The sequence below is a fragment of the Mycobacterium asiaticum genome (genome assembly GCF_001673635.1).
Taxonomy (GTDB): Bacteria; Actinomycetota; Actinomycetes; order Mycobacteriales; family Mycobacteriaceae; genus Mycobacterium; species Mycobacterium asiaticum_C.
Genome location: NZ_LZMH01000079.1, coordinates 79,606 through 87,222, shown reverse-complemented (window position 1 = coordinate 87,222; position 7,617 = coordinate 79,606). Strand labels below are relative to the sequence as shown.

5 protein-coding genes and 1 pseudogene are annotated in these 7,617 nt (G+C 67.5%); 5 read left to right on the top strand and 1 reads right to left on the bottom strand.

What is annotated here, in order from left to right:
• From A5645_RS23590 to A5645_RS23570, 5 genes are all read left to right on the top strand, one after another.
• The coding region (locus A5645_RS23590) for an MMPL family transporter (RefSeq protein WP_155768142.1) at positions 1–558 on the top strand (558 nt) is incomplete at its 5' end.
• The gene (gene secF / locus A5645_RS23585; RefSeq protein ID WP_065131240.1) at positions 558–1,877 is read left to right on the top strand and encodes a protein translocase subunit SecF; all 1,320 of its coding nucleotides are present in this window, start codon (positions 558–560) and stop codon (positions 1,875–1,877) included. The genes A5645_RS23590 and secF, both read left to right, overlap by 1 nt.
• Before the next feature lie 3 nt (positions 1,878–1,880).
• Positions 1,881–3,533, top strand: coding sequence for an ABC transporter substrate-binding protein (locus A5645_RS23580; protein WP_065131235.1), 1,653 nt, complete (start codon positions 1,881–1,883; stop codon positions 3,531–3,533).
• Positions 3,515–4,054, top strand: a complete 540-nt coding sequence (locus A5645_RS23575) for an adenine phosphoribosyltransferase (RefSeq protein WP_065037784.1) — start codon at positions 3,515–3,517, stop codon at positions 4,052–4,054. The genes A5645_RS23580 and A5645_RS23575 overlap by 19 nt, the downstream gene beginning before the upstream one ends.
• Positions 4,055–4,097: 43 nt before the next feature.
• Positions 4,098–6,455, top strand: a complete 2,358-nt coding sequence (locus tag A5645_RS23570; protein WP_065037808.1) for a RelA/SpoT family protein — start codon at positions 4,098–4,100, stop codon at positions 6,453–6,455.
• Between the two features lie 355 nt (positions 6,456–6,810).
• Here A5645_RS23570 and A5645_RS23565 read toward each other — a convergent pair.
• Positions 6,811–7,567: pseudogene (locus A5645_RS23565) on the bottom strand (serine/threonine-protein kinase); the annotation flags it as partial.
• Between the last annotated feature and the right edge of the window lie 50 nt (positions 7,568–7,617).

The following is a 7,617-nucleotide window of genomic DNA, read 5'->3' as shown; positions in this document are numbered from 1 at the left end:
CTGGCGCTGGTGTTGGTGTACTCACTGCTGTATTACCGGGTGCTGGGTTTGCTGACCGCGCTGTCGTTGGTCGCTTCCGGCGCAATGGTTTACGCGATCCTGGTGTTGCTGGGCAGGTATATCAACTACACCCTGGACCTGGCCGGCATCGCCGGTCTGATCATCGGTATCGGGACTACCGCCGACTCGTTCGTGGTGTTCTTCGAGCGCATCAAAGACGAGATCCGCGAAGGCCGTTCGTTCCGCTCGGCGGTGCCGCGCGGTTGGGCGCGGGCCCGTAAGACGATCGTGTCCGGTAACGCCGTCACCTTCCTGGCGGCTGCGGTGCTGTACTTCCTGGCTGTCGGCCAGGTCAAGGGATTCGCCTTCACCCTCGGCCTGACGACGATCCTCGACGTCGTGGTCGTGTTCCTGGTGACCTGGCCGCTGGTGTACCTGGCGTCGAAGTCGCAGAGGTTGGGCAAGCCCGCGTACAACGGGCTCGGCGCCGTTCAGCAGGTCGCACGCGAACGCCGTGCCGCCACCGCGGGTGCCGCAAAGACGGGACGGGATAAGTGATGGCGTCCAAACCAAAGACACTCGAGAAAGCCGCCAACGAAGCGAAAACACCTGCGGTGCAACATAGTTGGCTGTCGCGGCTATACACCGGAACCGGCGCGTTCGAGGTGGTGGGCCGCCGCAAGCTGTGGTACGGGGTGAGCGGCGCGATGATGGCGATCGCCATCCTGGCAATCCTCATCCGCGGGTTCACCTTCGGTATCGACTTCAAGGGCGGCACCACGGTGTCCATGCCGTCGGTTGGCACCGAGGGCGCGATCAGCGTCACGCAGGTCGAAACCGTCTTCAACAACACCATCGGAAAAGACCCCGAGTCGGTTGTGACGGTCGGCAAGGGTTCCTCGGCCACCGTCCAGATCCGTTCGGAGACGCTGTCCAACGAGCAGACCGAGAAGCTGCGCACCGCGCTGTTCGACGCGTTCCACCCCAAGGGGCCCGACGGTAACCCCAGCAAGAAGGCGATCAGTGACGCGGCGGTGTCGGAGACCTGGGGCGGTCAGATCACCAAGAAAGCGGTGATCGCGCTGGTGGTGTTCCTGGTGCTGGTCGCCGTCTACATCACCGTGCGCTACGAGCGCTATATGACCCTGTCGGCGCTGGCGGCAATGATTTTCGACATCACGGTGACCGCCGGCGTCTACGCGCTGGTGGGTTTCGAGGTCACCCCGGCCACCGTGATCGGTCTGCTGACCATCCTGGGCTTTTCGATCTATGACACCGTCATCGTGTTCGACAAGGTCGAAGAAAACACCCACGGGTTCCAGCACACCACCCGGCGTACCTTCGCCGAGCACGCCAACCTGGCGGTCAACCAGACGTTCATGCGGTCCATCAACACCAGCCTGATCTCGGTGCTACCGGTGCTGGCGCTGATGGTGGTCGCGGTCTGGCTGCTCGGCGTCGGCACCCTGAAGGACCTGGCCCTGGTGCAGCTGATCGGCATCATCGTGGGCACCTACTCGTCGATCTTCTTCGCCACCCCGCTGCTTGTGACGCTGCGCGAGCGCACCGAACTGGTGCGCAACCACACCCGCCGCGTGCTGCGGCGGCGGAACAGCGGCAGCGCGGCGACCACCGAGAAAGCTTCGGCCAAGGCGGACACCGCCGAGGACGACGACGAAGCTGCCGACGAGACGACCGAGACGACCGAGACGACCGAGACGACCACCGAAACGGCCACCGAAACGGTAGAAGCGGCCACCCGCCCGGCCAAGGCCGACAAGCCCACGCCCAGCAACAAGCCGGCCCCAGGCGCTCGCCCGGTGCGTCCTACCGGTACGCGGCGTCCCACCGGCAAACGAAACGCCGGCAAGCGGTAGCCGATGGCCGCCTGGGGTCGCTGGCGGAAAGCCGCCGTGGTCACGGCCGCGGCGGCAGCGCTGACGTCGTCCACCCTGACCGCGTGTTCGGGCACCGCCGCCGGTCAGGTCGACTACGTCGTCGACGGGACGCTGTCCAGCTACAACACCAACACCGTGATCGGCGCGGCCTCGGCGGGAGCCCAGGCCTTCGCCCGGACCCTCGCCGGCTTCGGCTACCACGGGCCCGACGGACAGGTGGTCGCCGACCACGACTTCGGCACCGTCTCGATGGTGGGCGGCTCACCCCTGGTGCTGGACTACCAAATCGCTGACAACGCCGTCTATTCCGACGGCAAGCCAGTGACCTGCGACGACCTTGTGCTGGCCTGGGCGGCGCAGTCCGGGCGCTTCGGTGGTTTCGATGCCGCCAGCCAGGCCGGGTACGTCGACATTGCCAACGTCGAGTGCACGCCGGGACAGAAGAAGGCCCGGGTCTCGTTCATCCCGGACCGCGGCGTCGTCGACTACACGCAGCTGTTCACGGCCACCTCGATGATGCCGTCGCACGTCATCGCGGACACGCTGGGCACCGACATCACGACCGCCCTGCTCACCAACAAGGCGTCGGTGATCGAACAGGTGGCTCGGCTGTGGAACACCACCTGGGACCTCAAGCCGGGGATCGACCTCAAACGCTTCCCGTCGTCGGGGCCGTACAAGATCGAACGGGTGCTGGACGGCGGTGCCGTCGTGCTGGTCTCCAATGACCGCTGGTGGGGCGCCAAGGCGATCACCAAGCGGATCACCGTCTGGCCGCAGGGCGGCGACATCCAGGACCGGGTGAACAACCGCAGTGTCGACGTGGTCGACGTCGCGGCCGGGTCCTCCGGTGCGCTGGCCACGCCGGACAACTATGAGCGCAGCGACTCGGCGTCGGCGGGGATCGAGCAACTGATCTTCGCCTCGCAGGGACCGCTGGCGGCGCGGCCCGCACGCACCGCGTTCGCGCTGTGCACCCCGCGGGACGTCATCGCCAAGGACGCCGGGGTCGCGATCGCCAACTCGCGGCTGAGCCCGGCCGCCGAGGACGCGGTCGCCGCCGCCGACGGTGTCGCCGAGGCGGCGCAGTTCAACCGGGCCGACCCCAACGCCGCACGCACGGCGCTCGGCAACGCCAAGCTGAACGTCCGGATCGGCTACCGAGGACCGAACGCCCGGCTGGCGGCCACCGTCGGGGCCATCGCGTCGTCGTGCGCACCGGCGGGCATCACCGTGACGAACGTGATCCTGGATACCTCAGGACCCCAGGCCCTGCGGGACGGGAAGATCGACGTGCTGGTCGCGAGCACGGGCGGTGCCAGCGGCAGCGGATCGACTGGGTCGTCCTCGATGGACGCCTACGCGCTGCACGGCGGCAACGGCAACAACCTGTCGGGCTACTCCAACCCCCAGATCGACGGGATCATCGGGGCGCTGGCGGTCTCGGCGGATCCGGCCGAACGCGCCAGACTGCTCAGCGAGGCCGCGCCGGTGCTCTGGGGCGACATGCCGACCCTGCCGCTGTACCGGCAGCAGCGCACCCTGTTGATGTCGAAGAAGATGTACGCCGTCAGCCGAAACCCGACCCGCTGGGGCGCCGGGTGGAATATGGATAGATGGGCCCTGGTGCAGTGACCGATCTGTCCGCCATGCTGGCGGAGCTAACCAGGGAGGTCGTCGATTTCCCCAAGCCCGGCGTGGTGTTTCGCGACCTGATCCCGGTGTTCGCCGATCGCGATGCGATGACGGCGATCACCGACGCATTGACCGAGGTGGCCGACGGCGCCGACCTGATAGCGGGCATCGACGCGCGCGGGTTGCTGCTCGCTGCGGCCGTCGCGGTCCGTCTCGGAACCGGCGTGCTGGCCATCCGCAAGGGCGGCAAGCTGCCGCCGCCGGTGCTCAGCGAGAACTACCAGCGTGAGTACGGCGCCGCCACCCTCGAAATCCCGGCCGACGGAATCGCGCTGGCCGGCCGGCGCGTGGTGATCATCGACGATGTCCTGGCCACCGGCGGCAGCGTGGGCGCCGCGCAACGGCTGCTCGAGCACAGCGGCGCTGCCGTGACATCGGCGGCGGTGGTGGTGGAGTTGGTGGAACTGGGTGGTCGCGAGGCGCTGACGCCTTTGTCGGTGCACAGCCTGAGTCGCGTTTAGTAACCGGAATACCGCGATATCCTCTAGTTCGGAGGTGACGAACGTGGCGGACGACCAAAGCACGCTGCAAGCTGCCCCGCCCACGGAGCCGTTGCCGGTCAGCGAGGTGCCGGAGCCACCGGCGGAGCCGGTCAAGACAAGCAGCAGCGCGTCCCGACGCGTGCGGGCGCGGCTGGCCCGCCGGATGACCGCCCGCAGCAGCGCAATCAACCCGGTGCTCGAACCGCTGGTGTCGGTGCACCGCGAGGTCTACCCGAAAGCCGATCTGTCGCTGCTGCAGCGCGCCTACGAGGTCGCCGACCAGCGCCACGCGTCGCAGCTTCGGCACTCCGGAGATCCCTACATCACCCACCCGTTGGCCGTCGCCAACATCCTGGCTGAGTTGGGCATGGACACCACCACCTTGGTGGCAGCTCTGTTGCACGACACGGTGGAGGACACCGGCTACACGCTGGAGGCGTTGAGCGAGGACTTCGGCGAAGAGGTGGGCCACCTCGTCGACGGCGTGACCAAGCTGGACCGCGTGGTGTTGGGCAGCGCCGCCGAAGGCGAGACGATCCGCAAGATGATCACCGCTATGGCCCGCGACCCGCGGGTGCTGGTGATCAAGGTGGCCGACCGGCTGCACAACATGCGCACCATGCGTTTCCTGCCGCCGGAAAAGCAGGCCCGCAAGGCCCGCGAGACGCTGGAAGTCATTGCACCCCTTGCGCATCGGCTCGGGATGGCCAGCGTCAAATGGGAGCTGGAGGACCTGGCGTTCGCGATCCTGCATCCCAAGAAGTACGACGAGATCGTCCGGTTGGTGGCCGGTCGGGCGCCGTCCCGGGACACCTATCTGGCCAAGGTGCGCGCCGAGATCACCAACACGCTGAACGCCTCCAAGATCAAGGCGACGGTTGAAGGTAGGCCGAAGCACTACTGGTCGATCTATCAGAAGATGATCGTCAAGGGCCGCGACTTCGACGACATCCACGACCTGGTCGGCATCCGGATCCTGTGCGACGAGATCCGTGACTGTTATGCCGCTGTGGGCGTGGTGCATTCGCTGTGGCAGCCGATGGCGGGCCGGTTCAAGGACTACATCGCGCAGCCCAGATACGGGGTGTACCAGTCACTGCACACCACCGTGGTCGGCCCGGAGGGCAAGCCGCTGGAGGTGCAGATCCGGACCCGCGACATGCACCGCACCGCCGAGTACGGCATCGCCGCGCACTGGCGGTACAAGGAAGCCAAGGGCCGCAACGGTGTTCCGCATCCGCACGCCGCCGCCGAGATCGACGACATGGCCTGGATGCGTCAGCTGCTCGACTGGCAACGTGAGGCCGCCGACCCCGGTGAGTTCCTGGAGTCGTTGCGTTACGACCTTGCGGTGCAAGAGATTTTCGTTTTCTCGCCCAAGGGCGACGTGTTCACCCTGCCGGCCGGGTCCACCCCGGTGGACTTCGCCTACGCGGTGCACACCGAGGTGGGACATCGCTGTATCGGCGCGCGGGTCAACGGCCGCCTGGTGGCCTTGGAACGCAAGCTCGACAACGGCGAAGTCGTAGAGGTTTTCACGTCCAAGGCGCAGAACGCCGGACCGTCGCGGGACTGGCAACAGTTCGTGGTGTCCCCGCGTGCCAAGACCAAGATCCGGCAGTGGTTCGCCAAGGAGCGTCGCGAGGAGGCGCTGGAATCCGGCAAGGAAGCCATGGCCCGTGAGGTGCGGCGCGGCGGACTTCCCTTGCAGCGCTTGGTCAATGGCGAATCGATGGCCGCGGTGGCCCGCGAGCTGCACTACACCGACGTCTCGGCGATGTACACCGCGATCGGTGAGGGGCATGTCTCGGCCCGGCACGTCGTGCAGCGGCTACTGGCAGAACTCGGTGGGATCGACCAGGCCGAGGAGGATCTGGCCGAGCGGTCCACTCCGGCGACCATGCCGCGCCGGCCCCGCAGCACCGAAGACGTGGGCGTCTCGGTTCCCGGCGCCCCGGGCGTGCTGACCAAGCTGGCCAAGTGCTGCACCCCGGTGCCGGGCGACCAGATCATGGGCTTTGTGACCCGCGGCGGGGGAGTCAGCGTGCACCGCACCGACTGCACCAACGCCGCGTCGCTGCAACAGCAGGCCGAACGCATCATCGAGGTGCTGTGGGCGCCGTCCCCGTCCTCGGTGTTCTTGGTGGCGATCCAGGTGGAGGCGCTGGACCGGCACCGGCTGCTTTCCGACGTGACGCGGGTGCTGGCCGACGAGAAGGTGAACATCCTGTCCGCGTCGGTCACCACCTCCGGTGACCGGGTGGCGATCAGCCGGTTCACCTTCGAGATGGGCGACCCCAAGCACCTGGGGCACCTGCTGAATGTGGTGCGCAACGTCGAAGGCGTCTACGACGTGTATCGGGTGACTTCAGCGGCTTAGCGGCCGCCTGACGGCGCTGGTTACGGCGTTGGACCGCCGGTTGCGGTGTCGGTGATGTCGCTGGTCTCGGTCGTGTCGGTGACGTCTGTTGTCTCGGTCGTCGTCGGCGCCGGGGTGGTGGTCATGGTGGTGGTTGGCGCGTTGCTCGGGCCCGGATCGTCGTTGCTGGCGAAAACAGCGACCACCACGGCCACCAGCAGCAGCAGCAGCCCCGAACCGGCGACGGTCAGGACCAGCGCGCTACGGCTGCCCGCCTGAACCGGCCCGGTCGGGCCATCGAACTGACCTGCGGGCGCCTGGTGGTACGCCCCGGCAGGCGGCGACGGCGGCGGCGGGGGGAGTGCCAAACCTGCGCCGCCCAGCGCCGCGCGAGCGGCGTCGGCCAACTCGAGGACTGTCTGATACCGCGCCTGCGGGTCCTTGGCCATACCGCGGGCCACCACCGCGTCGAAGGCCGGCGGAATGTCGGGCGCGACCGCCGTCGGCTGCGGCGGCGGGGTATGCAGGTGGCCTTTGATCTGCTCTTCGTAGCTCTCGCCCGGATACGGCCGCTGCCCGGTCAGGCACTCGTACAGCACGCATGCCAACGAATACACATCGGCGCGGGGATCGGTTGTGCCGCTGAATCTTTCGGGTGCGAGATAGGCCAGGGTGCCCATCGTGTGCCCGGTGTTGGTCAGTGCCGTGTCGGTGGTGGCGCGGGCTATCCCGAAGTCGATCAGATAGACGAAGTCCCGCGCGTTGGCGACCAACACATTGGACGGTTTGACGTCGCGGTGGACCAACCCGGCCCGGTGCGCGCTGTCCAGCGCCGCGGCGACTTGTTCGATGATCGCGACGGTCTTGGCGGGGCTGACCCGGCCACCGTTCTCGGCGATGAACCGCACCAGATCGCGGCCCTCGACCAGGCGCATGTCGACGTAAAGCCGACCGTCGATCTCCCCGAAGCTGTGGATGGGCACGATGTGGGGGTCATTGAGGCCGGCCGCCGTGCGGGCCTCGCGGCGAAAGCGTTGCTCGAATTCCTTGTCCTCCGCCAGGTGCGGGGGCAGCACCTTGATGGCCACGACGCGGTCGGTCGCGGTGTCGTAGGCGCGATAGACCTGGCCCATGCCACCGCGCCCCAGCAGTCCCTGCAGCTGGTAGCGACCGAATTCGGTTT

Bases quoted from the DNA above. Each gene is read 5' to 3' on its own strand.
- A5645_RS23575 (WP_065037784.1), top strand. From the start codon at position 3,515: ATGGGCCCTGGTGCAGTGACCGATCTGTCCGCCATGCTGGCGGAGCTA.
- secF (WP_065131240.1), top strand. From the start codon at position 558: ATGGCGTCCAAACCAAAGACACTCGAGAAAGCCGCCAACGAAGCGAAA.
- A5645_RS23580 (WP_065131235.1), top strand. From the start codon at position 1,881: ATGGCCGCCTGGGGTCGCTGGCGGAAAGCCGCCGTGGTCACGGCCGCG.